Origin of the sequence: Streptomyces sp. NPDC007088, assembly GCF_042869355.1 — a bacterium.
In the GTDB taxonomy this organism is placed as follows: domain Bacteria; phylum Actinomycetota; class Actinomycetes; order Streptomycetales; family Streptomycetaceae; genus Streptomyces.
The window spans coordinates 339490-365663 of sequence record NZ_JBIAFO010000001.1 but is presented as its reverse complement, the minus strand read 5'-3'; the positions used below and the strand labels follow the sequence as shown (position 1 = coordinate 365663).

General features: G+C 72.1%; 21 protein-coding genes and 1 riboswitch. Of the genes, 16 read left to right on the top strand and 5 right to left on the bottom strand.

Features of this window, described 5'->3' with window-relative positions; all coding sequences use genetic code 11:
* Positions 1-223: 223 nt before the first annotated feature.
* Positions 224-1624 (bottom strand): cysteine desulfurase/sulfurtransferase TusA family protein, encoded by a 1401-nt coding sequence (locus ACFYMP_RS01605; RefSeq protein ID WP_388848687.1) that lies wholly within the window; start codon positions 1622-1624, stop codon positions 224-226.
* 321 nt (positions 1625-1945) lie between these two features.
* Between ACFYMP_RS01605 and coxB the strand changes: the two genes are divergently transcribed.
* The 4 genes from coxB to ACFYMP_RS01585 all read left to right on the top strand — a co-directional run bounded on the left by coxB (position 1946) and on the right by ACFYMP_RS01585 (position 6430).
* Complete coding sequence (gene coxB / locus ACFYMP_RS01600; RefSeq protein WP_388848684.1) at positions 1946-2911, top strand: cytochrome c oxidase subunit II; 966 nt, start codon at positions 1946-1948, stop codon at positions 2909-2911.
* Entirely contained in the window at positions 2908-4644 is a 1737-nt protein-coding gene (gene ctaD / locus ACFYMP_RS01595; protein ID WP_388848681.1) for a cytochrome c oxidase subunit I, read from the top strand. The genes coxB and ctaD overlap by 4 nt, the downstream gene beginning before the upstream one ends.
* Entirely contained in the window at positions 4641-5039 is a 399-nt protein-coding gene (locus ACFYMP_RS01590) for a cytochrome c oxidase subunit 4 (protein ID WP_388848678.1), read from the top strand. Before ctaD ends, ACFYMP_RS01590 begins: the two co-directional genes overlap by 4 nt.
* Before the next feature lie 131 nt (positions 5040-5170).
* On the top strand, positions 5171-6430 hold the full coding sequence (locus tag ACFYMP_RS01585; protein ID WP_388848675.1) for an Ig-like domain-containing protein: 1260 nt from the start codon (positions 5171-5173) through the stop codon (positions 6428-6430).
* Between the two features lie 123 nt (positions 6431-6553).
* Here ACFYMP_RS01585 and ACFYMP_RS01580 read toward each other — a convergent pair whose 3' ends face one another.
* Positions 6554-6958: a hypothetical protein gene (locus ACFYMP_RS01580; protein ID WP_388848673.1), complete on the bottom strand. Its 405-nt coding sequence runs from the start codon at positions 6956-6958 to the stop codon at positions 6554-6556.
* 206 nt (positions 6959-7164) lie between these two features.
* Between ACFYMP_RS01580 and ACFYMP_RS01575 the strand changes: the two genes are divergently transcribed.
* The 6 genes from ACFYMP_RS01575 to ACFYMP_RS01550 all read left to right on the top strand — a co-directional run bounded on the left by ACFYMP_RS01575 (position 7165) and on the right by ACFYMP_RS01550 (position 14474).
* On the top strand, positions 7165-7785 hold the full coding sequence (locus ACFYMP_RS01575) for a heme-copper oxidase subunit III (RefSeq protein ID WP_388848670.1): 621 nt from the start codon (positions 7165-7167) through the stop codon (positions 7783-7785).
* 63 nt (positions 7786-7848) lie between these two features.
* Entirely contained in the window at positions 7849-8658 is an 810-nt protein-coding gene (locus ACFYMP_RS01570; protein ID WP_388848667.1) for a c-type cytochrome, read from the top strand.
* Positions 8655-9707, top strand: a complete 1053-nt coding sequence (locus tag ACFYMP_RS01565; RefSeq protein WP_388848664.1) for a Rieske 2Fe-2S domain-containing protein — start codon at positions 8655-8657, stop codon at positions 9705-9707. The genes ACFYMP_RS01570 and ACFYMP_RS01565 overlap by 4 nt, the downstream gene beginning before the upstream one ends.
* Complete coding sequence (locus tag ACFYMP_RS01560) at positions 9704-11353, top strand: cytochrome bc complex cytochrome b subunit (protein WP_388848662.1); 1650 nt, start codon at positions 9704-9706, stop codon at positions 11351-11353. Before ACFYMP_RS01565 ends, ACFYMP_RS01560 begins: the two co-directional genes overlap by 4 nt.
* Positions 11354-11489: 136 nt before the next feature.
* On the top strand, positions 11490-12554 hold the full coding sequence (gene trpD, locus ACFYMP_RS01555; protein ID WP_388848658.1) for an anthranilate phosphoribosyltransferase: 1065 nt from the start codon (positions 11490-11492) through the stop codon (positions 12552-12554).
* Between the two features lie 246 nt (positions 12555-12800).
* Positions 12801-12918, top strand: a riboswitch (SAM riboswitch).
* Positions 12919-13112: 194 nt separating this feature from the next.
* Complete coding sequence (locus ACFYMP_RS01550) at positions 13113-14474, top strand: aminotransferase class V-fold PLP-dependent enzyme (RefSeq protein WP_388848655.1); 1362 nt, start codon at positions 13113-13115, stop codon at positions 14472-14474.
* Positions 14475-14591: 117 nt separating this feature from the next.
* Here ACFYMP_RS01550 and ACFYMP_RS01545 read toward each other — a convergent pair whose 3' ends face one another.
* Positions 14592-14873: an Lrp/AsnC ligand binding domain-containing protein gene (locus ACFYMP_RS01545; RefSeq protein WP_363146061.1), complete on the bottom strand. Its 282-nt coding sequence runs from the start codon at positions 14871-14873 to the stop codon at positions 14592-14594.
* A 320-nt stretch (positions 14874-15193) separates the two neighbouring features.
* Here ACFYMP_RS01545 and ACFYMP_RS01540 point away from each other — a divergent pair, with 320 nt between their 5' ends.
* From ACFYMP_RS01540 to ACFYMP_RS01520, 5 genes are all read left to right on the top strand, one after another.
* Positions 15194-15433: a hypothetical protein gene (locus tag ACFYMP_RS01540; protein WP_388849552.1), complete on the top strand. Its 240-nt coding sequence runs from the start codon at positions 15194-15196 to the stop codon at positions 15431-15433.
* Between the two features lie 308 nt (positions 15434-15741).
* Positions 15742-17031 (top strand): NYN domain-containing protein, encoded by a 1290-nt coding sequence (locus ACFYMP_RS01535; protein ID WP_388849549.1) that lies wholly within the window; start codon positions 15742-15744, stop codon positions 17029-17031.
* A gap of 537 nt (positions 17032-17568) precedes the next feature.
* Positions 17569-18660, top strand: a complete 1092-nt coding sequence (locus ACFYMP_RS01530; protein ID WP_388848651.1) for an NlpC/P60 family protein — start codon at positions 17569-17571, stop codon at positions 18658-18660.
* A gap of 477 nt (positions 18661-19137) precedes the next feature.
* Positions 19138-20169 (top strand): NlpC/P60 family protein, encoded by a 1032-nt coding sequence (locus ACFYMP_RS01525; RefSeq protein WP_388848648.1) that lies wholly within the window; start codon positions 19138-19140, stop codon positions 20167-20169.
* A gap of 41 nt (positions 20170-20210) precedes the next feature.
* Complete coding sequence (locus ACFYMP_RS01520; protein ID WP_388848645.1) at positions 20211-21464, top strand: hypothetical protein; 1254 nt, start codon at positions 20211-20213, stop codon at positions 21462-21464.
* Between the two features lie 99 nt (positions 21465-21563).
* Here the strand turns inward: ACFYMP_RS01520 and ACFYMP_RS01515 are convergent, their stop codons facing one another.
* Entirely contained in the window at positions 21564-22823 is a 1260-nt protein-coding gene (locus tag ACFYMP_RS01515) for a glycosyltransferase 87 family protein (protein WP_388848642.1), read from the bottom strand.
* A 178-nt stretch (positions 22824-23001) separates the two neighbouring features.
* On the opposite strand from ACFYMP_RS01515, the gene ACFYMP_RS01510 reads away from it, so the two are divergent.
* Positions 23002-24144, top strand: a complete 1143-nt coding sequence (locus ACFYMP_RS01510; protein WP_388848639.1) for a glycosyltransferase family 4 protein — start codon at positions 23002-23004, stop codon at positions 24142-24144.
* A gap of 130 nt (positions 24145-24274) precedes the next feature.
* Here the strand turns inward: ACFYMP_RS01510 and ACFYMP_RS01505 are convergent, their stop codons facing one another.
* Positions 24275-26071: an AMP-dependent synthetase/ligase gene (locus tag ACFYMP_RS01505; RefSeq protein ID WP_388848636.1), complete on the bottom strand. Its 1797-nt coding sequence runs from the start codon at positions 26069-26071 to the stop codon at positions 24275-24277.
* Positions 26072-26174 lie beyond the last annotated feature (103 nt).

Genomic DNA, 26174 nt, shown 5'->3' with positions numbered 1-26174 from the left:
GCCGGAGGGGCTGGAAGGGGGGCGCTCTCTTTCCGGCCGGGTCTCGCGGGAGGGCTGGAAGGGGGGCGCTCTCTTTTCGGCCAGGTCTCGCCGGGGGGCTGGAAGGGGGGCGCTCTCTTTTCGGCCGGGTCTCGCTGGAGGGCTGGAAGGGTGGGCGCTCTCTTTTCGGCCAGGTCCCGCCGGGGGGCTGGAAGGGTGGGCGCCCGGGTTCGGTGCCGTTCCTCTAGCCGCGCCGTCGGACCCGGTAGGCCGTGCCCCTCTCGGCCGGTTTCTCGCCGACGTACTCCTGGTCGCGCATCTCGCACCACGCCGGGATGTCCAGGCGGGCCGCCTCGTCGTCGGCGAGGACGGTGATCGTGGCGCCGACCGGGACCTCGCCGATGACCTTCGCGAGTTCGATGACCGGGATCGGGCAGCGCCGGCCCACCGCGTCCACCACCAGATCCGCCGGCTGCGGCGTGGCCGCCGTCCCGGCGGAGGCGGTCACGGGGGTGGCCGGCGCGCCCAGCCGTTCGCGCACGCCGGACACCACGCCGGGCAGCACCCGCAGGAACCGTTCCACCTCCTCCTGAGGGGTGTGCAGCGGCAGCGAGACGCGCACGTTGCCCTCGCTCAGGACGCCCATCGCCCGCAGCACGTGGCTCGGCGTCAGCGTCGAACTCGTGCAGGAGGAGCCGGAGGACACCGAGAAGCCCTCCCGGTCCAGGGCGTGCAGCACGGTCTCCCCGTCGACATAGAGACACGAGAAGGTCACGAGATGCGGAAGGCGGTGCGCCGGGTCCCCGACCACCTCGCAGTCCTCGACCAGGGCCGCGACCCGCTCCCTGATCCGCGCGGTCAGCCCGCGCAGTCGCTCCGCCTCCGCGCGGGCCTCGGCGCGCGCGGCCCGCAGGGAGGCCGCCGCGGCGACGATCGCCGGCAGGTTCTCGAAACCCGCCGCCCGCCCCGACTCCCGCTCGTCGGCGGGGCCCGGCGGGGCGAAGCGGGTCCCCTTCCGTACGACGAGCAGCCCCACCCCGGCCGGTCCGCCCCATTTGTGCGCACTCGCCGCGAGCAGGGACCAGGACCCGGGCACCGGGCCGAACAGCAGGGACTGCGCCGCGTCCACGAACAGGGGCACCCCCGCCTCCGCGCACACCTCGGCGACCTCGGCCACCGGCTGCTCCGTACCCACCTCGTGGTTGGCGGACTGGAGCGCGGCCAGCGCGGTGTCCGGGCGCAGCGCCTCCCGGTACGCCGCGGGCCGCACCGCCCCCGACCGCTCCACGCCCACCTCGGTGAAGCTCCCGCCGTCGCGCTCGTGGACCTCGGCCGCGTGCAGGACCGAGGAGTGCTCCACGGCCGAGACCAGCAGATGCCGACCGGCGCGCCGCCTCCCGGCGAGCGCCCCCGCGAGCCCCGAGTGCACCGCGCGCGTCCCCGAAGAGGTGAAGACCAGCTCGTCGGGGCGGCAGCCCACCTCCCCGGCGGCCGCCTCCCTGGCCGCGTCGAGCAGCATCCGGGCCCGCCTGCCCTCGCGGTACAGCCGGGACGGATCGGCCCAGCCCTCGTCGAGGGAGGCGAGGAGGGCCTGACGGGCGACGGGGTGCAGCGGGGCCGAGGAGGCCGCGTCGAAGTAGGACACGCCTCACGCTAACCCCGGCGCGCCCGGACCCGACACGCCCGGCGTCCGGCGCCCGGCCGGATCGCCCGGCCGCCCGGAGGGTGCCCGCGGGGGCCGCCTCCGGCAGGGGAGGGGGCGTCAGATGACCTGCGAACCGGGGGATTCCACCCCTTCGGGGTGTGCCACGGCGCGTTGGGCACCCTCCCCGCGCGACCCCAAATAGCGTCCAGTAGGGTTTGGTCCGCATAAACATCCAAACCCTGCCCGCCGCGGGGACACGGCGACCGACCAGCGTGGAGGCCGCGGATTGCCGCGCGGGCGAGACTCTCGGGAAGGCGCTACGTGAGTCCCAACGGCTCCGACCGCTCGTCGCGGCGCCCGATGCGGCGGAAGCTGCCGCAGGTGCTGACTGCGGGCCTGATCCTGGTAACCGCTACCGGTTGCACATACAAGGACTTCCCCCGCCTTGGTATGCCCACCCCCACCACGGAGGAGGCGCCGCGGATCCTCTCCCTGTGGCAGGGCTCCTGGGCTGCCGCCCTCGCCGTAGGCGTCCTGGTGTGGGGGCTGATCCTGTGGAGCGTTTTCTTCCACCGGCGCAGCCGCACCAAGGTCGAGGTTCCTCGTCAGACCCGGTACAACATGCCTCTTGAGGCGCTGTACACCGTGGTCCCGCTCCTCATCGTCTCGGTCCTGTTCTACTTCACGGCTCGCGACGAGTCGAAGCTCCTGGACCTCACTGACAAGCCCGTCCACAACGTCAACGTGGTCGGCTACCAGTGGAGCTGGGGCTTCAACTACATCGAGAACGTGGACGGTGACGCCGCGACCGGTGACGCCGCGAACGCCAAGGAACTGAAGGCGATCCCGGACCGCTTCCACAAGGCGTACCCGAAGGGCGCCGAAGGCGTCTTCATCGCGGGCACCCCCGGGGAACGCAACCCCCAGACCGGCAACCCCGGCCCGACCCTCTGGCTCCCCAAGGGCGAGAAGGTCCGCTTCATCCTGACCTCGCGTGACGTCATCCACTCCTTCTGGGTGGTCCCCTTCCTGATGAAGCAGGACGTCATCCCGGGTCACACCAACGCCTTCGAGGTGACCCCCAACAAGGAGGGCACCTTCCTCGGCAAGTGCGCCGAGCTGTGCGGCGTCGACCACTCCCGGATGCTCTTCAACGTGAAGGTCGTCTCTCCCGAGCGCTACAAGCAGCACCTCAAGGAGCTCGCGGAGAAGGGCGACACCGGTTACATCCCGGCCGGTATTGAGCAGACGGGCCACGAGAAGAACCGGGAGACGAACAACCTGTGAGTATCGACAACGAATCCCAGAGGGCGGCCGCCACCGGCGGCGCGCTCGTGAGCGAGCCGCCCGTCCGGCAGCGGCGCCCCGGCGCCACGGTGATCAAGTGGCTGACCACGACCGATCACAAGACGATCGGCACGCTCTATCTGGTCACGTCCTTCGCGTTCTTCTGCATCGGCGGCGTCCTGGCGCTCGTGATGCGCGCCGAACTCGCCCGGCCCGGCACGCAGATCATGTCGAACGAGCAGTTCAACCAGGCGTTCACGATGCACGGCACGATCATGCTGCTGATGTTCGCGACGCCCCTGTTCAGCGGTTTCGCCAACTGGATCATGCCGCTCCAGATCGGCGCCCCCGACGTCGCCTTCCCGCGGCTGAACATGTTCGCGTACTGGCTGTACCTCTTCGGCTCCCTCATCGCGGTCGGTGGCTTCCTCACCCCGCAGGGCGCCGCCGACTTCGGCTGGTTCGCCTACTCGCCGCTCTCGGACGCGGTCCGCTCGCCGGGCGTCGGCGCCGACATGTGGATCATGGGTCTGGCCTTCTCGGGCTTCGGCACCATCCTCGGCTCGGTCAACTTCATCACCACGATCATCTGCATGCGCGCGCCCGGCATGACGATGTTCCGCATGCCGATCTTCGTGTGGAACGTCCTGCTGACCGGTGTGCTCGTCCTGCTCGCCTTCCCGGTGCTGGCCGCCGCGCTGTTCGCCCTGGAGGCGGACCGTAAGTTCGGGGCCCACGTATTCGACGCCACCAACGGCGGGGCCTTGTTGTGGCAACACCTCTTCTGGTTCTTCGGGCATCCAGAGGTGTACATCATCGCCTTGCCGTTCTTCGGGATCATCTCCGAGATCATTCCGGTCTTCTCGCGCAAGCCGATGTTCGGCTACGTCAGCCTGATCGGCGCGACCATCGCCATCGCCGGCCTCTCGGTGACGGTGTGGGCGCACCACATGTACGTGACGGGCGGCGTCCTCCTGCCGTTCTTCTCCTTCATGACCTTCCTGATCGCGGTACCGACCGGGGTGAAGTTCTTCAACTGGCTCGGCACCATGTGGAAGGGCTCACTGTCCTTCGAGACACCCATGCTGTGGGCCATCGGCTTCCTGATCACCTTCTGCTTCGGTGGTCTGACCGGCGTCATCCTGGCCGCCCCGCCGATGGACTTCCACGTCTCCGACTCGTACTTCGTCGTCGCGCACTTCCACTACGTCATCTTCGGCACCGTGGTCTTCGCGATGTTCGCCGGATTCCACTTCTGGTGGCCGAAGTTCACGGGCAAGATGCTCGACGAGCGGCTCGGCAAGATCACCTTCTGGACGCTGTTCATCGGCTTCCACGGGACCTTCCTGGTCCAGCACTGGCTGGGTGCCGAGGGCATGCCGCGCCGCTACGCGGACTACCTCGCCGCCGACGGCTTCACCGCGCTGAACACCATCTCCACGATCAGCTCGTTCCTGCTGGGCCTGTCGATCCTGCCGTTCTTCTACAACGTGTGGAAGACCGCCAAGTACGGCAAGAAGATCGAGGTGGACGACCCGTGGGGCTACGGGCGCTCCCTGGAGTGGGCGACCTCCTGCCCGCCGCCGCGGCACAACTTCACCTCGCTGCCCCGCATCCGCAGTGAGGCCCCCGCCTTCGACCTGCACCACCCGGAGATCGCCGCGCTCGACCAGCTGGAGAACGGCGACCAGAAGGACACCGCCCTCGTGGGCGGCAAGGAGGTCGGACGGTGAAGATCCAGGGGAAGATGTTCATCTGGCTGAGCGCCTTCGTGCTCGCCATCGCGATCATCTACGGCCTGTGGTCCAAGGAGCCCGCCGGTACGACGGCGCTCTTCCTGGCCTTCGGCCTGTGCATCATGATCGGCTACTACCTGGCCTTCACCGCCAGGCGGATCGACGCCGGCCCGCAGGACAACAAGGAGGCCGACGTCGCGGACGACGCCGGTGAGGTGGGCTTCTTCAGCCCGCACAGCTGGCAGCCGCTCGCGCTGAGCGTCGGTGGCGCCCTCGCCTTCCTGGCGGTGGCCTTCGGCTGGTGGCTGCTCTACTTCTCCGCGCCCATCATCGTGCTCGGCCTCTTCGGCTGGGTCTTCGAGTACTACCGCGGAGCGGACCAGAACCAGTAGCACACGCCGTACCCGCGAGGGCCCGGACACGCCGTACGGCGCGTCCGGGCCCTTCGTTCTGCCCCGTCCGCGTACGCTCGAACGGCTCAACAGACGCGCCGACGGACCGATATGTCCCTACCTTGTGGTCTATGAGCCACTCACCGCGAACCCGCACGGTACTGAGCTGCACAGTCCTGGTGGCCGCCCTCGGTGTCGGTGCCACGGCCTGTGGAGACTCCGGAGGCCACCCCCTCGCAGGCCGGCCCTACGACGCCGCCGGCCAGGTCGCCTTCAACGCCCCCTCGGGCAGCAAGGAGGCCGACCCCGACAAGCCGCTGGAGATCGTCACCAAGGGCGGGGAGAGCCGGATCACCGACGTGTCGGCGACCGACTCCCTCGGCCGGCACCTCGCCGGAGCGCTCTCGGCGGACGGGGCCCGCTGGCACAGCACCAGCCCGCTGGCCGCGAACGCCCAGTACACGGTGCGCGTCTCCACCGAGAACAGCGACGGCGACCCCGGCCGCAAGACGCTCCAGATGCGGACCGGCGACGCGGGGAAGAAGCGGCTGAAGGTCAGCTTCGGGCCCGAGAAGGGCACCTACGGCGTGGGACAGCCCCTCACCGCCACGCTCAGCGCCCCCGTGAAGGACAAGGCGTCCCGGGCCGTCGTCGAGCGCTCCCTCCAGGTGGAGTCGAGCCCCGCGGTCCAGGGCTCGTGGTACTGGGTGGACTCCAAGAACCTGCACTACCGCCCCAAGACGTACTGGCCGGCCCGCTCCAAGGTGCGGCTGAGCAGCAACCTCGACGGGGTCAAGGTCACCGGCGACCTGCGCGGCGGCCCCTCGGCGCCGCTGACGCTGAGCTTCGGCGACCGCATAGAGGCCGTGGTCGACTCCGCCAACCACGACATGACGGTGCGCCGCAACGGAAAGGTCGTCGAGAGCTTCCCGGTCACCACCGGCAAGCCCGGCTTCGACACCCGCAACGGCATCAAGGTGATCCTCGGCAAGGAGTCCTTCGTACGGATGCGCAGCGGCAGCGTCGGGATAGCCGCGGGCAGCTCCGAGTCCTACGACCTGCCGGTCTACTGGGCCACCCGGGTGACATGGAGCGGCGAATATGTGCACGCCGCGCCGTGGTCGGTGGGCTCGCAGGGCTCCGCGAACACGAGTCACGGCTGTGTGGGCATGAGCACGGAGAACGCCCACCGCTTCTTCGACACCGTCCAGCGCGGAGACATCGTCGAGGTGGTCGGCAGTGACGGGGAGCGCATGACCCCCTTCGACAACGGCTTCGGCGACTGGAACCTGAGCTGGAAGAAGTGGCAGGAGGGCAGCGCCCTCAGGGGCAGCGGCCACAACACCGCCCCCGGCGCCGTGGAACCGGCCAGGCTGCGACCGGGCGTGTGACCCGGGGGCAGTGCGAACGGCACCGGACGGCACAGGACACGCCCGCCTCCGCCCACGGACGTACGAAGCGCTCAGCGGCCCGCAGACGGGCCGCTGAGCGCTTCGCACGTGACCGGGAGGGGCTCAGGCCGCCCCGACGGCCGGCCGGGCCCGCAGCAGCCCCGCGAGGGTCTCGGCGAACTCCACGGGTTCCACCGGAAGAGTGACCGCCGCCTCGGCGCGGCTCCACGTGGCCAGCCAGGCGTCCTGCGGACGGCCCATGAGCAGCAGGACCGGCGGGCAGCGGAAGACCTCGTCCTTGATCTGCCGGCACACCCCCATACCGCCCGCCGGGGCGGCCTCCCCGTCCAGGACGCACACGTCCACCCCGCCACGATCCAGTTCCTCCAGGACCGCGGGGAGCGTCGCGCACTCCACGAACCGCACCTCGGGGACGTCGGCCGCGGGCCTGCGGCCGACGGCCAGCCTGACCTGGACGCGGGTGTCGGCGTTGTCGCTGTAGACCAGCACGGTCGCGGTCGGCTGCATCTGTTCCTCCATGCATCGGTACGGGCATTCGGCGGAACGGGCCAGAACCAGTGCGTCCGGGCCCCGGTGGGCCGGATGCTACTCCGTCCGACACCCCGTCAACACCGCTGTGAACAGCTCAACGATGGGCCGTTCGGGCCCGGCACAGAGGGCGGACACACCGAACGGCACCCCCGGGAGTGAGGGCGGGATAAGCGACCGACATAATGTCGGTCGTGGCGACAGCAACGACAGTAGAAACCGGGCACGCGCACCCGTCGGTCAATCGACCGAACCTCACCAGCGTGGGAACAGTCATCTGGCTGAGTTCCGAGCTGATGTTCTTCGCGGCCCTCTTCGCGATGTACTTCACCCTGCGATCGGTGACCGGACCGACTCACTGGAAGGAAATGGCGGACTCGCTGAACGTTCCGTTCTCGGGTACCAACACCGCCATCCTCGTGGCGTCCTCTCTCACCTGCCAGCTCGGCGTGTTCGCCGCCGAGCGAGGTGACGTGAAGAAGCTGCGGTCCTGGTTCTCGGTGACCTTCGTGATGGGCGCGATCTTCATCGGAGGTCAGATCTTCGAATACACGGAACTGGTGAAGGAGGACGGACTTTCCCTGTCCTCGGACCCGTACGGCTCCGTCTTCTACCTGACCACCGGTTTCCACGGACTGCACGTGACAGGCGGGCTCATCGCCTTCCTGATGGTCCTGGGCCGGACCTACGCGGCCAAGAGGTTCACACATCATCAGGCCACTGCGGCCATCGTCGTGTCCTACTACTGGCACTTCGTCGATGTCGTCTGGATCGGCCTCTTCGCCACGATCTACCTGATCAAGTAACCGGGCGAGATCGCCCACATCCTGCAAGCATCGACGCAGAAGATCCTGACACCGGGGTAATCCGTGAAAAAGCTCTCCGTACGACGACGCCATCCGCTGGCGGCGGTCGTCGTCCTACTCCTCGCGCTGGCGGCCACCGGGGGGCTGTACGCCGCGTTCGCACCCGCGGACAAGGCACAGGCTGAGGAATCCGCCCAGTCCCTCGCGATCGACGAGGGCAAGAAGATCTACGCCGTCGGCTGCGCAAGCTGCCACGGAACCGGCGGTCAGGGCACCAGCGACGGGCCTCAGCTGGTCGGCGTGGGCGCCGCGGCTGTCGACTTCCAGGTCGGCACCGGGCGTATGCCGCTCCAGCAGCAGGGCGCCCAGGCGCCCAAGAAGAAGGTCATCTACTCGCAGGCCGAGATCGACCAGCTCGCCGCGTACGTCTCCTCCCTCGGAGCGGGCCCGTCCGTTCCGACGAAGGACCAGTACGACCCCCAGGGCGCCAACATCGCCAAGGGCGGCGAACTGTTCCGTACCAACTGCGCCCAGTGCCACAACTTCACCGGTGAGGGCGGAGCGCTGACGCACGGCAAATCCGCTCCCTCGCTGGAGGGTGTCGACCCGAAGCACATCTACGAGGCCATGCAGACCGGCCCGCAGAACATGCCTTCCTTCCCCGACACCACCATGCCGGAGAAGCAGAAGAAGCAGATCATCGCGTACGTCAAAGAGGTCAACGGCGACAACACCGCCTCCCCCGGCGGCCTGAGCCTCGGTGGTCTCGGCCCCGTCAGTGAAGGTCTGTTCGCCTGGATCTTCGGGCTCGGCGCGATGATCGCCGTCGCCACCTGGGTTGCCGTCCGGACCGCAAAGGCCAAGAAGTCATGAGCAGCCAAGAGAATCCTGAAGAGAACCTGCCGGCAGAGCAGGGCGCCGAGGGTCACTCGGCCGAGCTGGCGAAGAACCCCTTCGCCGACCCGGGGCTGCCGCCCCACGAGCACCGCATCCAGGACCTGGACGAGCAGGCCGCCAAGCGCAGCGAGCGCGTGGTCGCCTTCCTGTTCACCCTGTCCATGCTCGCCACGGCCGGGTTCATCGCCTCGTACGTGATCTTCAAGCCGAGCAAGATCGTCTACATCTTCCCGTTCGGTCACGTCAGCGCGCTGAACTTCTCCCTGGGCCTGACCCTGGGCCTCGCGCTGTTCTGCATCGGCGCCGGCGCCGTCCACTGGGCGCGCACGCTGATGTCGGACGTCGAGCTGGTCGACGAGCGGCACGGGATCGAGGCGGACCCCGAGGTCAAGGCGAAGGTTCTCGCCGACTTCAAGCAGGGCGCCAAGGAATCGGTCCTCGGCCGCCGCAAGCTGATCCGCAACTCGATGTTCGGCGCGCTGTCCCTCGTGCCGCTCTCCGGCATCGTCCTGCTGCGCGACCTCGGCCCGCTGCCCGAGAAGAAGCTGCGGTCCACCCTGTGGGCCAAGGGCAAGCTGCTCGTCAACATGAACACCGACGAGCCGATGCGCCCCGAGGACGTCGCGACCGGTTCGCTGACCTTCGCCAAGCCCGAGGGCCTGGAGGAGCACGACGAGGACTTCCAGAACCAGATCGCCAAGGCCGCCCTGATGATCATCCGGATCGCTCCGGACAACATCAAGGACAAGCGCGAGCTGGACTGGTCGCACGACGGTATCGTCGCCTTCTCCAAGATCTGCACCCACGTGGGCTGCCCGATCTCCCTGTACGAGCAGCAGACGCACCACGTCCTCTGCCCGTGCCACCAGTCCACCTTCGACCTCTCCGACGGCGCCCGAGTGATCTTCGGTCCGGCCGGCCACCCGCTGCCGCAGCTGAGGATCGCTGTGAACGAGGACGGCTACCTCGAAGCGCTCGGCGACTTCGACCAGCCCGTCGGTCCTGCCTTCTGGGAGCGCGGATGAGCACCGAGACCACGCACGCACCCGGCGTCGACGCGCCGGACCGCCGTCAGGCCCCCGTGGGTGAACGGGTCGCCGACTGGGCGGACGGCCGGCTGGGCATCTACGGCCTGGCCAAGGCCAACATGCGCAAGATCTTCCCGGACCACCCGAGCTTCATGCTGGGCGAGATCTGCCTCTACAGCTTCATCATCATCATCCTCACGGGTGTGTACCTGACGCTGTTCTTCCACCCGAGCATGAACGAGGTGGAGTACCACGGCCCGTACATCCCGATGCAGGGCCAGATGATGTCGGAGGCGTTCTCCTCCACGCTCGACATCAGCTTCCAGGTCCGCGGCGGTCTGCTCATCCGGCAGATCCACCACTGGGCCGCACTGATCTTCCTCGCCGCGATGTTCGTGCACATGATGCGCGTCTTCTTCACGGGCGCCTTCCGCAAGCCGCGCGAGGTCAACTGGCTGTTCGGCTTCCTGCTGTTCGCCCTGGGCATGTTCACCGGGTTCACCGGCTACTCGCTCCCGGACGACCTGCTCTCCGGCACCGGTGTCCGCTTCACGCAGGGCGCGATCCTGTCCGTGCCGATCGTCGGCACGTACATCTCGATGTTCCTGTTCGGCGGGGAGTTCCCCGGCGGCGACTTCGTCGCCCGGTTCTACTCGATCCACATCCTGCTGCTGCCGGGCATCATGCTCGGCCTCGTGGTCGGCCACCTGATCCTGGTCTTCTACCACAAGCACACGCAGTTCGCGGGCCCCGGCCGCACGAACAAGAACGTCGTCGGCATGCCGCTGCTGCCGGTGTACATGGCCAAGGCCGGAGGCTTCTTCTTCCTGGTCTTCGGTGTCATCGCGGCCATCGCGGGCATCGCCTCGATCAACCCGATCTGGGCGATCGGCCCCTACCGGCCGGATCAGGTGTCCACCGGCGCCCAGCCCGACTGGTACATGGGCTTCGCCGAGGGCCTGATCCGCGTCATGCCGGGCTGGGAGATCAACCTGTGGGGCCACACGCTGGTCCTCGGGGTGTTCATCCCGCTGGTCGTCTTCGGGCTCGTGCTCGGCGCGATGGCCGTCTACCCGTTCATCGAGTCCTGGGTCACCGGCGACAAGCGCGAGCACCACATCCTGGACCGCCCGCGCAACGCCCCGACCCGTACCGGCCTCGGTGTCGCCTGGGTGACGATGTACTTCATCACCCTGATCGGCGGCGGTAACGACCTGTGGGCCACGCACTTCCACCTGTCGCTCAACGCGATCAGCTGGTTCGTGCGGATCGGCTTCTTCCTCGGCCCGGTCCTCGCCTTCGTCATCACCCGCCGGATCTGCCTCGGCCTCCAGCGCGCCGACCGGGAGAAGGTGCTGCACGGCCGCGAGTCCGGGGTCATCAAGCGCCTTCCGCACGGCGAGTTCATCGAGGTCCACGAGCCGCTCAGCGCCGAGCAGCGCTTCACGCTCACCGCGCACGAGCAGCCCCAGCCGGCCGAGCTCGGCCCGACGGTCGACGAGAACGGGGTGGAGCGCAAGGTCTCCTCGCTCGAGAAGACCCGCGTCAAGCTCTCCAAGGGCTACTACGGCGAAGGGACGCAGATCCCGAAGCCGACCGAGGAGGAGTACCGGGAGATCACCAGCGGCCACGGCCACCACTGATCGCCGGCTGTCACGCAGCACGCCACGGCAGGAGCCCCGTCCATTCGCTGGACGGGGCTCTTTGCCGTCCGCGCGCGCCGATACCCTGGGTGCGGCGAGCAGACGCCGTACCCGTGACGACCCACCAGGAGCGACCATGAGCGCTGTGCACCCCGTCGGAGGCGACACCGCGGCGGTCACCTCCTGGCCCCAGGTCCTGGACGGGCTGCTCGCGGGCCAGGACCAGTCCGCCGCGCACACGGCGTGGGCGATGGACCGCATCATGCGCGGCGAGGCCACCGACGCGCAGATCGCGGGCTTCGCCGTGGCCCTGCGCGCCAAGGGCGAGACGGTCGAGGAGATCAGCGGCATCGTCGAGGCGATGTACGCGCACGCCCGCACCATCGAGGTGCCCGGCCCCAGCGTCGACATCGTCGGCACCGGCGGGGACGGCGCGAAGACCGTGAACATCTCGACCATGTCGGCCGTCGTGGTGGCCGGCACCGGCGCGAAGGTCGTCAAGCACGGCAACCGCGCCGCCTCCTCCGCCTCCGGGGCCTCCGACGTCCTGGAGAAGCTCGGGGTCAACCTGGAGCTGGGCCCGCAGCGGGTGGCCGAGGTGGCCGAGGAGGCCGGGATCACCTTCTGCTTCGCGGTCAGGTTCCACCCCGCCCTGCGCCACGTCGCGCCCGCCCGCCGCGAGCTGGGCATCCGCACGACGTTCAACTTCCTGGGCCCGCTCACCAACCCGGCCCGGGTCGCGGCCCAGGCCACCGGGGTCGCGGACGCCCGGATGGCGCCCATCATGGCGGGGGTGCTCGCCGCGCGCGGCTCCTCGGCGCTCGTGTTCCGGGGCGACGACGGCCTCGACGAGCTGACCATCACCGCCACCTCCCGGGTCTGGGTGGTGGGGGACGGGCAGGTGCGCGAGGAGACCTTCGACCCGCGCGAGGTGGGCCTCGCGCTCGCCCCGGTGGAGGCGCTGCGGGGCGGCGACGCCTCGTACAACGCGGATGTCGCCCGGCGCCTGTTCGCGGGCGAGGGCGGGCCCGTACGGGACGCGGTCCTGCTGAACTCGGCGGCGGCCCTGGTCGCCCTCCACCCCTCGCGGGCCCCGCTCACCGAACAGATCGCCACGCAGATGGCCCGCGCGGCCGAGTCCCTGGACTCCGGCGCGGCGGCGGGGGCGCTGGAGCGGTGGGTCCGGGCGACCAACACCTGAGCCCGCGGGGCGGGCGGGGACGAGGCCCGATCCGCCTTCGGCGGTGTCCTGCGCCGGACGGGCTGGGGGCGGGGCCGTCTGGCGGGGGAGCGGTCCGGTGGGTGGCCGGCGTGGGCGCCTCCGGTGGGGTCCTCGGGCGCCGGACGGGCTCCTATTCGAGCCCGTCCGGCGCTTGAGGACAATCCTTTCGTCCGCATGGCGGACCCCCCTGTGCCCGCCGCAGGCGATATGGCAAGATGCCGGGCAGGTCATGAGTGACAGCGACTACGGCCCCGGCCCGCTGTCCGGCAACCCTCCGTCCGTGGCGGGGTGCCCCGGGTGAAGACCAGGCCGCAGGCAGCGAGGTCTGCGGCAAGCGCGGACCCCTCCGCGCCCGTTTCAGGGGCGTTCTCCGTGAATCCCCCCGCCGGGCTCGACACCAGGGGTCCTGGTCGTCGAGGGAGCAGTCTCGTGAGCAAGCGAATGCGGTAGGGCCGAGCGCCCCTTCCCCGCCTCCTCCTCATCTCCGCCCCGCGGGTCTCCCGCGCCCGCGGGCCCCTTCGCTTCGGGAGTTTCGCCGTGACTGTCTCCACCGCTGCCGCCGACCAGACCGTTTGTCAGCCTCTGTCCGTGCTCGGGCGGGATGTCCGCGTCCCGCTGGTGACCGGTGGCGAGGTCGAGTACGCCGCCCTCGACTACGCCGCGAGCGCCCCCGCCCTCCAGCGGGTGTGGGACGACGTCGCCGCCTACGCCCCGTACTACGGCAGCGTGCACCGGGGCGCCGGGTACCTCTCGCAGCTCTCCACCGACCTGTTCGAGAAGGCCCGCGTGGAGGTCGCCGAGTTCCTCGACTGCCGGGAGAGCGACGAACTGCTCTTCACCCGCTCCACCACCGACTCGCTCAACCTGCTCGCCGCGTGTCTGCCCGCCGGGTGCCGGGTGTTCGTCTTCGAGACCGAGCACCACGCCTCGCTGCTGCCCTGGCGCGGCGCGGAGGTCACCCACCTCGACGCCCCCCGCACCCCGGCCGAGGCCGTCACCACCCTGGAACGCGCCCTCGCCGCGCGCGAACCCCACGGCCCCGCCCTGGTGTGCGTCACCGGCGCCTCCAATGTGACGGGGGAGATCTGGCCGGTGCGGGAACTGGCCGAGGTCGCCCACGCGCACGGCGCGCGGATCGTGCTGGACGCCGCGCAGCTCGCCCCCCACCACCCCGTCTCCGTGCAGGAGCTGGACGTCGACTGGGTCGCCTTCTCCGGGCACAAGCTGTACGCGCCCTTCGGCTCCGGTGTGCTGGCCGGCCGCTCCGACTGGCTGGAGGAGGCGGAGCCGTACCTCGCCGGCGGCGGCGCCAGCCGTTCGGTGAGCCGCCGGGAGGACGGTGGCGTGGACGTCGTGTGGCACGGCGGAGCGGCCCGTCACGAGGCCGGTTCGCCCAACGTCATCGGCGCGTACGCGATCGCCTCGGCCTGCAAGGCGCTCACCGAGGCCGGTTTCGACAGCCTCGTCGCCCGGGAGCGGCAGCTCGTGGAGCGGGTGCGCGCCGGGCTCGCGGACATCCCCGGGGTCACCGTGCTGTCCCTGTTCGGCGAGGCCGCCGAACGGGTCGGTGTGCTGTCCTTCGTCGTCTCCGGCTGGAACAGCTCGCACTTCGCCGCCGCGCTCTCCGCCGAGTACGGCATCGGCGTACGCGACGGCCTGTTCTGCGCCCACCCGCTGGTGCGCACCCTGCTCGGCTCGACGGCCGAGGCGCCCGGCGAGTGCGGGGCCCCCGAGGGCGCGGCCGGGGAGCAGTCGCTCAACGCCATCAGGGTCAGTTTCGGCGCGGGCACCCCCGACGAGCACGTCGAGCGGTTCCTCGGCGCCGTCCGCGAGCTGGTGACCGACGGGGCGCGGTGGACCTACCGCACCGAGGGCGGGCGCTGCGTCCCGGCCGTCTGAGACGAAGCGGCGGGGCCACCGGCCGCGCACACCTGAGCCCCCGGCGCCTGCCGGGGGCTCAGGTGTACGGGCGGGGCGGGAGCGCCCACGCGGGCCGCCGCCTACGGGCGCGGCGGTTCAGGAGTCGAGACCGATCGCGAAGGCCGCTTCCAGGTCGTGCTGCGAGTAGGTGCGGAAGGCGACGTGGGTGTCCGTCTCGACGACGCCGGGCACCCGGCTGATGCGCCCGGGGATGATCTCGGCGAGGTCCTCGTGCCGGGCCACCCGCACCATCGCGATCAGGTCGTAGGAACCGGTGACGGAGAAGACCTCGCTCACGCTGTCCATCCCGGCGATCGACTCGGCGATCTCCGGAATCCGGTCGACGCTGGTCTTGATGAGCACGATCGCGGTGATCACGGCTGGCTGTCCCCTTCGGTGGCCCTGCTGATGCTGCCACCTTAATGCGCCCCCACCGGGCCCACGCGAAGAGGAAGCCCGGCGAGCGGCCCACCACGCGGGCGGGGCGCCCGGCCCCCTCGACCGGGGGGCCTGTCGGGCGGGCCGCGAGCCGCCGCTTCCGGCCACCTCGGAGAGAGATCATGGACATATCATGACTTCGCGGGCGGAACGGGGTCTGGTGTCTCACCGCCGGGTATCCCGGCTCGCGTCCGGTACGGCAGGCCGTAGGGTTACGGGCAATGAGGACTGGTACCACTGCGAAGAAGGCGATGGGCACGATGACGGTTCCCCTTCCGACGGACACGACGCGCTGGCGCTGCACGCTGTGCGGCAACCTCACGCGGTTCGACGTGACCCGTTCGTCGAAGGTCGTCGAGTACGTACATCTCGACCTTGCCGGGGAACCGCAGGTGGAGGAGCGCGAAGTGGTCGATGAGACCATCGAGTCGGTCCGCTGCCGCTGGTGCAACGCGGTGGATCAGGTGGAACTGGTGGACAGGCCGGGCCCGGCCTCCTGAGGGCCGGCCCGCACGGCGAGATGGGGTGACGAAGGGTGGAGGAAGCGAACGCCACGGGCGACGCCGAAACCGCCGGGGCGCCCCCCGGGGCCGCCGGTGACCGGCGGCCCGAGGCCGCCGCGCCGTCGGAGGGACGGGACGACCACGCCCCGGACGCCGACGAGGCGGAGCGTCGCGCCGACTCCACGGGGCGGTCCGAGGCCGGACCGCCCGACGGGCCGGGCGGGAGCGCGTCGGCCGGTGCCGGTGAGCGGCCCGCCGAGAGCGCCCGGAGCGCCGACGGCGGGTCCGAGCCGCTCGAAGGGCCGCTGCCCGAAGGGGTCAGGCGGCGGGTCGTGGCCATCGTGTCGGCCGCCTTCGGCGGGCTCACGGTGTCCGAACTGCCCGCCTCCCTGCGCCAGTACGCCCGTTTCACCCCGTCCCGCAGGGCCAAGTTCGCGGGCAACGCCATGGCCGCGGCCGTGGAGAGCGACCCCGCCTTCCGCCAGCGCATCGCCCTCGGGCTGCGCGCCGCCCAGCCCGAGGTGTGCGAGGCCCTGGAGTGCGGCGCCCCGCCGCCCGCCGCCGACCCGCTCGACATCGCGGCGGCGGCCTACGTGCTGCGCCCGCCCGGCTGGGTCAAGCTGGTCGCGGCGGCCGGCGAGGAGGCCCAGCGGGCCGACGCCGAACGGATCGACGACGCGACCCGTGAGGAACTGGAACGCCTGCGCGCCGAACTGGCCGAGGCCAAGGAGCGCGGCAGGTACGACAGCGAACGGCTGCGCGCCGAACTCGACACGGCCCGCCGGGAGTCCGACGCCCTGCACCGCAAACTGCGCTCCGCGCTGAGCGACGTCAAACGCGGGGAGGCGGCGCTGCGCAAGGCCACCGCCGAGGCCGAGTCGGCGCGTACGGCGGGGCAGGCCCAGGTGAGCGCCGCCGAGAGCGAGACCCGCCGGGTGCGGGCCCGGCTCGCCGAGGTCGAGGCGGCCCTGGAGGCGAGCCGGCGGGCGGCCAGGGAGGGCCGCAGCGTCGAGGACATGCGGCTGCGGCTGCTGCTGGACACCGTGCTCGACGCCGCCTCCGGGCTGCGCCGGGAACTCGCGCTGCCGCCCCTCTCCGTGCGTCCCGCCGAGACCGTCGACGCGGACGAGCCGGGCCGGATGACGCCCAAGGACATCGCGGCCCGCGCGCTGTCCGAGCACGATCCGGCGATCCTGGACCAGTTGCTCGACCTGCCGCAGGCCCATCTGGTCGTCGACGGCTACAACGTGACCAAGACCGGCTATCCGACGATGCCCTTGGAGAAGCAGCGGCTGCGGCTGCTCGGCGGGCTGTCGCAACTCGCGGCCCAGAGCGGCGCGGAGGTCACCTGCGTCTTCGACGGGGCGGAACTCGCGGCACCCGTGCTGCTCGCCCCGCCGCGCGGCGTCCGGGTGCTGTTCAGCAAGGCCGGGGTCACCGCCGACGAGCTGATCCGTCAGCTCGTGCGCGCCGAGCCGCCCGGCCGCCCCGTCGTGGTCGTCTCCACGGACCGCGAGGTGGCCGACGGCGTCGCCAAGGCGGGCGCCCGCCCGGTGGCCTCCGCCATGCTCCTGAAGCGGCTCTCACGGGCCTGAGGCGCACGGCCCGTCAGGGCCCATCGCCACCTGGGGTGATTCGGCCCGGCCGCCCCACCCTCGCGACCGCGCCCGGAACACCGCCGGGACCGCGTCCGGAACACCCCCGCGACCGCGCCCGGAACACCCCCGCGCCGGTCCCCGGGCCGCGTCACCCGCGTCCGGGCGCGGGCCGGTCCCGGTCCGGCGCGCCGGCTCGCCACGCCCGGCAGAGCCCGTACGCGCAGACGAGGAACACATGTGCCCGTATTGTCGCGGGAGTTCTGTCCGTACCATCTGTAACCGGAGTGCGGTGTGTGCCCATTGGTGCCTTCATCATGCGACGCACGGTCAGTTCACCGTCACTGGTGGTGCCTTGCGGGGTAAAGAAACCCGTGAGCACGAGGTTTTTGCCGGTGAGGATTTGAACTGATCACAGGAAGGTCACTAATGTCAGCCCGAACCTTCGCTCGGTTGATCACCCATCCGGGGTGACGGCGGGGGGCACCGCCGACCGGTGTCTCGGTAGGCGGCTGGAGGAAGAAGGAGCTCGCCTTCGTGGCGTCCCACCGTCGACCCAAGCAGCCGAGCCGCGCCCGTGTGACCGTGCTCACCGCCACCGCGGCCGCGGCCGTGGCCCTCACCTCGCAGGCCGCGCACGCTGATCCCAAGCCCACCAAGACCGAGGTCAAGGCCAAGGTCGACAAGCTGTACGAGGAAGCCGAGCAGGCGACCGAGAAGTTCAACGGGGCCAAGGAGAAGCAGGAGAAGCTGGAGCGGGAGGTCGACAACCTCCAGGACAAGGTGGCCCGCGGCCAGGACCAGCTGAACGAGCAGCGCGACGCGCTCGGCGCCGTCGCCGCCGCCCAGTACCGCTCCGGTGGCATCGACCCCTCGCTCCAGCTGTTCCTCTCCTCGGACCCGGACGACTTCCTCCAGCAGGCCGGCGCCCTCGACCAGATCAGCGGCCGGCAGACCGACACGCTGAAGAAGGTCCAGGCGAAGCAGCGGGAACTCGCGCAGCAGCGCAAGGAGGCCGCCGGCAAGCTCGCCGACCTCGCCGACACCCGCGAGCAGCTCGGCAAGAAGAAGTCCGAGGTCAAGGCGAAGCTCGCCGAGGCGCGCAAGCTCCTCAACAGCCTCACGGCCGCCGAGCGGGCCAAGATGGCCGAGGAGCAGGAGCGGGCCAACCGCGCGAGCGAACGCGCCGCCCTGAAGGCCGCGGGCGGCTCCACGGCCGGTGGCTCCACCGCCGGCGGCTCGACGTCCACCGGTTCCTCGGCCAACATCGGCAAGGGCTCCGGTCTCGCGGGCGCCGCCTTCGCGGCCGCGCAGTCCAAGATCGGCTCGCCGTACGTCTTCGGGGCCACCGGCCCCAGCACCTACGACTGCTCGGGCCTCACCTCCTGGGCCTACGCGCAGGCCGGGGCGACCATCCCGCGCACCTCGCAGGCCCAGGCCAACGCCGGTCAGCGGATCTACTCGCAGAGCCAGCTCCAGGTCGGCGATCTGGTGATCTTCTACGGCGACATGCACCACGTCGGCCTCTACGCGGGCAACGGGCAGGTCCTGCACGCCCCGCGCACCGGCACGGTCGTGCGCTACGAGGCGATCGGCAACATGCCCTTCCAGTTCGGCGTCCGTATCTGACGCCGGGCCGAACAGTCCCCGCCGGGCGGCGCCCGGCCCTCGAAGGCCCGGACGCGCGACACACCGTCGCGCGTCCGGGCCTTCGGCGCGCCGGAGGCCGGGGAGCCGCCCGCGCGCAGCGGGGCGCCCGGTTCCGGGCCGGGTGCGCCGACCCGTACGCGAGAGCGCGTCCGGACAGCAGCCGGACGCCCTCGGCCACCGCAGCGCGTGGGCGTACGAGCGGCGGTCGGGGCCACGTGTCCGGCCGCGCCCCGGCCCTGGGGCGCGCCCGGTCCCACCCCGCCCGATCGGGGGAATCGCGGCCGGTCGCCCCGGCCCCGCCGCGCGCCCGTGACCTGCGACAGGACGGCCGCGGATGGTCCGTCCCGCGGGGGCGGCGCCCTCCGGGGTCTTTGGACGCGGCGTAGTCGTCCCGCTACTGTCGGCGCGCATTCCCCGGCGCCCGCCGGGGTCCGTAGCGAAAGGCGACCGACCGCCGTGGCGTCCCATCGTCGTCCCGCCTCCCTCGGCCCCGACCGCGGCGCCCGCGTCACCGCGCTGACCGCGGCGGCGGCGGCCACCGCGGCCGCGCTCGCCGCGAGCCCCGCCAGCGCCGAGCCCGCCCCCACCCGGGAGACCGCCCGCGCCGGGGTCGACCGGCTGCTCACCGAGGCCGAACGGGCCACCGAGGCGTACAACAAGGCGGAGGAACGCGCCCGGCGGCTGCGGGACCGGCTCAACTCCACGACCGACGCCGTCGCCCGCGCCCAGGAGCGGGTCAACACGATGCGCGGAATGCTCGGTTCACTCGCCACCGCGCAGTACCGCGCGGGCCGCATCGACCCCACCCTGGCCCTGCTGCTCTCCTCCGACCCGGACGACTACCTGGCCGGGGCCGCACTGCTGGAGCGGATCGGCGCGGTGCGCTCCGGACAGCTCGACGCCCTGGAGGAGGCGCGGCGCGCGCTGGCCCAGGACCGCGCGCAGGCCCGGCGCACCCTCGCCGCGCTGGAGCGCGGACGCGCCGACGTGGCCCGCCACAAACGCACCGTGGAGGCCCGGCTCAGCGCGGCCAGGCGGCTGCTCGGCTCGCTGACCGAACGGCAGCGCGCGGACTTCCGGCGCGGCTCACGAGCGGGCTCCGCGGACCGCGCGGACCTGCCGGGCGCGGACGCCGTCGCCTCCGGCCGTGCGGCGGCCGCCGTGGCCGCCGCACGGCGCGCCCTCGGCAGCCCGTACGTGTGGGGAGCCAGCGGGCCGTCCTCCTTCGACTGCTCGGGGCTCATGCAGTGGGCCTGGGGGCAGGCGGGGGTGGGGCTGCCCCGCACCTCACAGGCGCAGGCGCACGCCGGACGACGGGTCCCGCTGTCCCAGGCGCTCCCCGGCGACCTCGTCGCCTACCGGGCCGACGCGAGCCACATCGGGATGTACGTGGGCGGCGGACAGGTCATCCACGCGCCCTACCCCGGGGCGCCGGTCCGGCGCGATCCGGTCGGGATGATGCCCGTCTCCTCCGTCACCCGGCCCTGACCGGACGACGACACCGTGCCCGCCGCCCGTATTCTCGGCGCGTGGCAGGTCGAACACCCAAGAGACACCCGCTCGCGCGATGGCGCGGGCCCCTGGCGGCGCTCGCCGGGGTGCTGCTCCTCGGCGCGAGCGGATGCGCGGCGCCGCAGCAACCGGGAGCGGGCCGGCAGCACCGGGCCGAACAGGCCGTACGCGCCCTCCTGGACCGCCGCGCGCGGGCCGTGCTCGACCGGGACGAGCAGGACTGGCTCGCGACCGCCGACCCGCGCGCCGGCGCCGTACGCGGACGCGAGCACGCCGCCTTCGACCGCCTCGACGACCTCCCGTTCAGCTCCTGGTCGTACCGTCTCCTCTCGCTCAAGCGCACCGGCCACACCGCCTCGGCCCGCGCCGAACTGAGCTACCGGCTGCGCGGCTACGACGCCGCCCCGGTCACCGTGGACCGCGCGCTGAGCCTCGGACTGCGCGGGAAGCGCTGGTACGTCGCGTCGGAGCGGCCCGCGCCGAAGTCCCCGCCGCAGCTGTGGGAGCAGGGCGAGGTGAACGTCGTGGACGGGCGCTCCTCGGTCGTCCTGGGCGTGGGGCAGAGCCGGGAGCGGCTGCGGGAGTTCGCGGCCCTCGCCGACCGGGCCGTGCCCGCCGTGCGCCGGGCCTGGACGGGCGACTGGCCCGGACGGCTGGTCGTCGTGGTGCCGCGCTCCCTGGACGCGATGGCCGCGCTGCTCGGCGCGAGCCCCGGGGACTACCGGGGCATCGCCGCCGTCACCACCGGGGAGCTCGGCGGCCTCGCGCGGGTGCCCGCCGACCGGGTCACCGTCAACCCCGCGGCCTTCGGTGAACTCGGCTCCTTCGGCAAGCAGTTCGTCCTCACCCACGAGGCCGCCCACGTCGCGACGCGCTCCTCGACCTCCTCGGCGACCCCACTGTGGCTCTCCGAGGGCTTCGCCGACTGGACCGGCTACCGGGGCACCGGCCGCACCCCCGCCGAGGTCGCCCCCGAACTGGCGAAGGCGGTCCGCGCCGGGCAGGGACCGCGCGCGCTGCCCGGGGACGGGGCCTTCGGCTTCGCCACCGACCCCGACCGCCTGGCCCGCGCCTACGAGAGCGGCTGGCTGGCCTGCCGCATGATCGCCGAGCAGTGGGGCGAGGCATCGCTGCGTGACTTCTACCGCGCGGTCGGCGTCCACGACGGACGCTCCGGCGCCGTGGACGCCGCCCTGCGCGAGGTCCTCGGACTGGACACCGCCCGCTTCACGAAGCGCTGGCGGGCCTATCTGCGCGAGCAGTTGGCCTGAGGACGGGGCGGGCCCGGCCCCACCCGCCGTGCGCGCCCGCACCGCCGTCAAGAGCCGGTCGCGATGGTCGGCGTCGGCCCGATCCCCGGGCGTGCCGGGTCACGCGGAGCCGGCCGCCGCGGCCGTCCGCCCGGCCTCCGAGGGGGCGGCCACGGGCTCCTCCACCGGCGCCTCGGTCACGGTCTGCCGCCACAGCGTGCGGCAGGCCAGCAGGCTCGCCGCGACGAGCAGCCCGTTGCGTGCGAGCAGCAGGGCCAGGCCCGCCGGTTCGCTCGCCACGACCTCGGCGAAGTAGACGGGGAACTCCAGATACGTCAGGACCGTCGCGAGCAGCACCAGTACGACCGGGAACGCCATGCGGCTCGCGCGGTACAGCAGGCACACCGCGCCGAGCCCCACGAGCCACACCAGATACTGGGGGCTGATGACCCTGCTCGTCGTCGTGAACAGCAGAAGCCCCGCGAAGGCCGCGTCGGCGACCGTCGTCGAGGTCCACACACGGGCCCGCAGCCGCCACAGCGCGAGCCAGCCGAGCGCCACCAGGGACAGGACCTGCGCGAGGGTGCTCACGAGCGCGACGTGGGTGCCGAGGAACTCCATCGAGCCGTAGTGGTACTGCACCACGCCGGACCAGCCGAACTGCCGCGCCACGTGGAAGACGAGCGCGCCCAGCGACTCGACCTCGGTGCCCCGGTCGCGCTGCGCGGTCAGGAAGGAGAGGCTGCCGGGCATCGTCAGGCCGAACACCGCGAGCAGCAGCGCCGCCGTGAGGGCCGCCGCCGTCCACGCCCGGCGGGTCGGCGCGCCGCGCGGGGTGCCGAGCAGGGCGAGTACCGGCCACACCTTGACGACCGCGCCGAACGCCGAGAGCGCCCCCATGAGCCGGGGCCGGGCCGCGCCCGCGAGCAGCGCGGCCACCGCGACGGCCGTCACCATCACGTCGTAACGCGCGTACACCGTCGGGCCCAGCAGGGGGACGCCCACGACCCACACCCACACGCCCGCGGGACGACGGCCGCCCCGGCGGGAGGCGTACAGCAGGAGCCCCAGCACGAGCGCGTCGCACAGCAGCGCCATGACGAAGAAGGCGTCCGCGTAGCCGAGCGAGGGCAGCAGCCGGGGCGACAGGATCGCGAGGGCCGCGCCCGGCGGGTACTGCCAGGTCACGTCGGACCGCGGGAACACGCCCGTGCCCAGGACCCGGGACCAGTTCTGGTAGATCACCGACACGTCGGTCGTCACGTCGAGGGTGCGGGGCGTGATCACCTTCGTGACGCACAGCATCAGCAGCGTCCTGGTCGCCGCCCAGCCCAGCAGAGCCCCCGCCGTCGTCGCTCCCGGGCGCCTCGCGTCCGCCATGCCCACCTCGTCGTGTCGGGTCCCTGCCGGGCCGCTCGTCGTCACCGGAGCGGCCACTATGCCCGCAAGGCCCGCGCCGGGGCCATCGGCGCGGGCGCTGTGTCCCGGTTCGTGCCGCGCACTTCGCCGGTACGGCGGCGTCCGCCGCGGGCCCGGCCGTTCGGTACTGTCGGCGACGATGGACAAGACCCTGATCGTCACCAACGACTTCCCTCCCCGCCCCGGCGGCATCCAGTCCTTCCTGCACAACATCGCGCTGCGCCTGGACCCGGAGCGGTTCGTCGTCTACGCCTCGACGTGGAAGCGGGGCCGCGAGGGCCGCGAGGCGACCGCGGCCTTCGACGCGGAGCAGCCGTTCCGGGTCTACCGCGACCCGACGACGATGCTGCTGCCGACCCCGCGCACCACGCGCCGGGCCACGACGCTGCTCAGGCGCCACGGCTGTACGTCGGTGTGGTTCGGGGCCGCCGCGCCGCTCGGTCTCATGGCGCCCGCGCTGCGCTCGGCGGGGGCGCGGCGGCTGGTCGCCACGACCCACGGCCACGAGGCGGGCTGGGCGCAGCTTCCGGGCGCGCGCAGCCTGTTGCGGCGTATCGGCGACACCACCGACACGGTGACCTACCTCGGTGAGTACACCCGCTCCCGGATCGCGCCCGCGCTCGGCCCGGCGGCCGCCGCCCGCATGGTGCACCTGCCGCCGGGCGTGGACGAGAAGGTCTTCCATCCCGGATCGGGCGGCGCCGCGGTCCGCGCCCGGCTCGGACTGAGCGACCGGCCCGTCGTCGTGTGCGTCTCCCGGCTCGTCCCGAGGAAGGGCCAGGACACGCTGATCCGCGCCTGGCCCGCCGTCCTGGCCGCCGAACCCGAGGCCGTGCTGCTCATCGTCGGCGGCGGCCCCTACGAGGCGGATCTGCGCCGCCTCGCCCGTGAGACGGGGGTGGCCGCCTCCGTACGTCTCACCGGCGCGGTCCCGTGGGCGGAGCTGCCGGCGCACTTCGGCGCGGGGGACGTCTTCGCCATGCCGTGCCGCACGCGGCGAGGCGGGCTGGACGTGGAGGGCCTGGGCATCGTCTACCTGGAAGCCTCCGCGACCGGGCTGCCGGTGCTGGCCGGGGACTCCGGGGGAGCGCCGGACGCGGTACGGGACGGGGTGACCGGCTGGGTCGTCCCCGGCGACCGCCCCGGCGACACGGCCGACCGCCTGACCACCCTCCTCGCCGACGAGGCGCTGCGCACGCGGATGGGGCGGGCGGGACGCGCCTGGGTCGAGGAGAGGTGGCGCTGGGACCTCCTGGCGGCCGACCTGGCGGCGCTGCTGTAGCCGGCCGCAGCCGAGTCCCCGGCCGTGGACAGGCGCGCTGTCCCCCCGCGCTCCGTCCGGGGGGACACCAGGACGGGCGCGGGGAAGGAGCCCGTCCGGCGGCCGAGGGCGGACACCCTCGCCCTGCCCCCTACCTGCGGTACAACGCCTCGACGTCCTCCGCGAAGTCCTTCGCCACCACGTTCCGCTTCAGCTTGAGCGAGGGGGTCAGGTGTCCCGACTCCTCCGTGAACTGCACCGGCAGGACGCGGAACTTGCGGACGGACTCCGCCTTGGAGACCGCCGCGTTGCCGTCGTCCACGGCCGACTGGAGGTCGGCCAGCAGCTCGGGGTCCTCCCGCAGGGCCGCCGGCGTGGAGCCGGAGGGCTTGCCGTGGTCGGCGGCCCAGTGGGCGAGGAACTCCTCGTCCAGGGTGAGCAGCGCGCCGACGAAGGGGCGGCCGTCGCCCACGACCATGCACTCGGCGACCAGGGCGTGGCCGCGGATGCGGTCCTCGATGACGGCGGGGGCGACGTTCTTGCCGCCCGCCGTCACGATGATCTCCTTCTTGCGGCCGGTGATCGCGAGGTAGCCGTCCTCGTCGAGCGTGCCGATGTCGCCGGTGTGGAACCAGCCGTCGGCGAGCGCCTCGACGGTCGCCGCCTCGTTGTTCCAGTAGCGCGCGAACAGGTGCTCACCGTGCAGCAGCACCTCGCCGTCGTCGGCGATCCGCACCACGGAACCCGGCAGCGGCTGCCCGACGGTGCCGATCTTCTGGCGGTCCCACGGGTTGAAGGCGGTCGCGGCGCAGGACTCGGTGAGCCCGTAGCCCTCCAGGACGGTGAAGCCGATGCCCCGGAAGAAGTGCCCGAGGCGTTCGCCGAGCGGCGCCCCGCCCGAGATCGCGTACTCGCCGCGACCGCCGAGCACGGCCCGCAGCTTCCCGTACACGAGCTTGTCGAAGAGCCGGTGGCGCAGCCGCAGGCCGAGGGAGGGGCCCTGCGGGGTGTCCTGGGCGCGGCTGAAGGCGATGGCCGCGTCGGCGGCCCGGTCGAAGATCCGCCCCTTGCCGCCCGCCTGCGCCGAGGCCCGCGCCGCGTTGTAGACCTTCTCGAAGACGCGCGGCACACCGAGGACCATCGTCGGCCGGAAGGCGCTCAGTTCCCCGGTGAGGTTCTTGATGTCGGGGGCGTGGCCCAGCTTGATCGGCGCCATCAGCGCCGCCACCTGGACCAGGCGCCCGAAGACGTGCGCGACCGGGAGGAAGAGCAGGACGGAACACTCGCCGGTGCGGAAGAGCGGTTTGAGGCGCTCCACGACGTTGCCGCACTCGGCGAAGAAGCTGCGGTGGGTCAGCACACAGCCCTTGGGGCGGCCCGTGGTGCCCGAGGTGTAGACGATGGTCGCCGGGTCGTCGGCGCTCACGGCCGCGGCCCGCTCGTCCAGGACCCGGTCCTCGACCCCGGCGCCCGCCGCGTTCAGCTCCCCGACGGCGCCCGCGTCGATCCGCCACACGTGCGCGAGCTCGGGCAGCCCCTCGCGTACGGAGGCGACGGTCGCCGCGTGCGCCTCGCTCTCCACGAGGCAGGCGACGGCCCCGGAGTCCCCGAGAATCCACTGCACCTGCTCGGCGGAGCTGGTCTCGTACACCGGCACCGTCACCGCGCCGGCCGCCCAGATCGCGAAGTCCAGCAGCGTCCACTCGTAGCGGGTGCGGGACATCAGGCCCACCCGGTCGCCCGGACCGACACCGGAGGCGATCAGGCCCTTCGCGGCGGCGTTGACCTCGGCGAGGAAGACCGTGGAGGTGACGTCCCGCCACACCCCGTCGACCTTGCGGCCCAGGACCGCCACCTCGGGGTGGCGCGCGGCGTTGCGGCGGACGATATCGGTCAGGTTGCCGCCCGCGGGGACCTCGTACAGGGCCGGAAGGCTGAACTCGCGCAAGACTGCTGCTCCTCATTGGCGCCGGCGCCACGACGGTGTGCTGCGACGGTGCGATCCAAGATCGGGCGGGTGCTCCGGGGGGAGAGCACGACCGGACCGCCCG

Bases quoted from the DNA above. Each gene is read 5' to 3' on its own strand.
- ACFYMP_RS01565 (WP_388848664.1), top strand. From the start codon at position 8,655: ATGAGCAGCCAAGAGAATCCTGAAGAGAACCTGCCGGCAGAGCAGGGC.
- ACFYMP_RS01585 (WP_388848675.1), top strand. From the start codon at position 5,171: ATGAGCCACTCACCGCGAACCCGCACGGTACTGAGCTGCACAGTCCTG.
- ACFYMP_RS01510 (WP_388848639.1), top strand. From the start codon at position 23,002: ATGGACAAGACCCTGATCGTCACCAACGACTTCCCTCCCCGCCCCGGC.
- ACFYMP_RS01560 (WP_388848662.1), top strand. From the start codon at position 9,704: ATGAGCACCGAGACCACGCACGCACCCGGCGTCGACGCGCCGGACCGC.
- ACFYMP_RS01575 (WP_388848670.1), top strand. From the start codon at position 7,165: ATGTCGGTCGTGGCGACAGCAACGACAGTAGAAACCGGGCACGCGCAC.
- ACFYMP_RS01515 (WP_388848642.1), bottom strand. From the start codon at position 22,823: ATGGCGGACGCGAGGCGCCCGGGAGCGACGACGGCGGGGGCTCTGCTG.
- trpD (WP_388848658.1), top strand. From the start codon at position 11,490: ATGAGCGCTGTGCACCCCGTCGGAGGCGACACCGCGGCGGTCACCTCC.
- ACFYMP_RS01580 (WP_388848673.1), bottom strand. From the start codon at position 6,958: ATGCAGCCGACCGCGACCGTGCTGGTCTACAGCGACAACGCCGACACC.
- ACFYMP_RS01540 (WP_388849552.1), top strand. From the start codon at position 15,194: ATGACGGTTCCCCTTCCGACGGACACGACGCGCTGGCGCTGCACGCTG.